At 65.7% G+C, this 1503-nt stretch carries 1 protein-coding gene; it reads left to right on the top strand.

Annotated features, from left to right (window positions below):
- Window positions 1-694: 694 nt before the first annotated feature.
- Window positions 695-1503: reverse transcriptase N-terminal domain-containing protein (locus tag ACWDA7_RS52825; protein WP_450615354.1), on the top strand; the 809-nt coding region annotated here is incomplete at its 3' end.

Raw genomic sequence — 1503 nt, 5'->3', positions numbered from 1 at the left:
TGGGGTGCGACACGATGTCGCACGAGTTTGAGTGAATTACCTGAAGGAGGACGGTGGTTGCTGCCGACAGGATAGTTCCGGGCCAGTGCTCAAGGCCCGTCCCCACTCTGGCATGCGCCGTCGGTAACGGCTGGGTGTGAAGCCCGGAGGAGAAGCCCAAGGGCTCCCGTTCCATCCGGGAGCCACAGGCAAGGGGAAGACCGGACGGGTGAACGCGAGTGAACCCCTGATGATGCTTCGTGATCGTGGGCCCCGCCGATGGGAGGCACCAGTGGGGTGCAGGACTGGCCGTTGAGAAGCGGCAGGCGCCGGCTGAGCACCCATCGTCAGCCGGGAGAGCATCGCCGTCCCGGAGTTTAGGGGGCACCCACCCCGGTCGTATCTCACTCGTGTGGAACGTGGAAACCCCGTTGGGGTCCGGCGACGGAAGACGCCGGTCAGCCGACCGTGAGGAAGGCCCAACTCCCCAGCGGGCACAGGATGACCCAAGAAGCCAACGCCGGTCGCCGAAAGGCAGCGGGAAACCGGGGCAGACGACCAGCACCTCCGCTGGCGCTCCGGATAACCGGCCGGATACGGGCTCTGCCCGGACCCGAAAGGGTGCTGACGTGGGTCAGGTGGGCCTGTGAGGACCCGATGATCATCAACGCTGGAACCGAAGGACAAGTTAGACACCGTGGTGACAACATCTCCCGTGCCGGACACCGTCCAGGATGGCAGTGCCACCACGGCGAACGGACCCGAGGACGACTTCACCGACTGGCAGTCGATCGACTGGCAGGGCGCGGAGAACGAAGTACGGCGGCTGAGACAGCGGATCTTCACGGCATCACAGGCAGGGGACCTCAAGAAGGTCCGCAATCTCCAGAAACTGATGCTCCGCTCCCGTTCCAACACGCTGGTGAGCGTGCGGCGGGTGACGGAGATCAACGCTGGCCGCAAGACGGCAGGGATCGACGGACGGGTTGTCCTGCTGCCCCAGGGGAAGGCCGAACTGGCCGACTGGATACAGCACCGGGCTGCTCCATGGAGGCCCTCGCCCGTCAGGCGGGTCTATATCCCCAAGGCCAATGGCCGTCAGCGCGGCCTCGGAATCCCCGTGATCATCGACCGGTGTCTTCAAGCCGTGACGCTGAACGCGTTGGAACCCGAGTGGGAAGCACGGTTCGAGCCGAGATCCTACGGATTTCGTCCCGGCCGTGGCTGTCATGACGCGATCGGAGCGATCTTCCTGGCCGCCAAGGGCAAGAGCCCGAAGCGCCAGTGGGTCCTTGACGCGGATCTGGCAGCGGCGTTCGACCGCATCGACCATGACCATCTCATGGCCTCCATCGGACAGTTCCCCGCCCGGGGACTGGTCGAGCAGTGGCTCAAGGCGGGAGTGCTCGACCGCGGCGTCTTCACGCCGACCGAGGAGGGCGTCCCGCAAGGCGGGATCATCTCCCCGGCGCTGATGAACGTGGCCCTGCACGGGATGGAAGAGGCTGCCGGAGTCCGCTACCG

The sequence above is a fragment of the Streptomyces sp. NPDC001156 genome (assembly GCF_053598275.1).
This window is presented reverse-complemented; position numbering and strand designations above follow the sequence as displayed.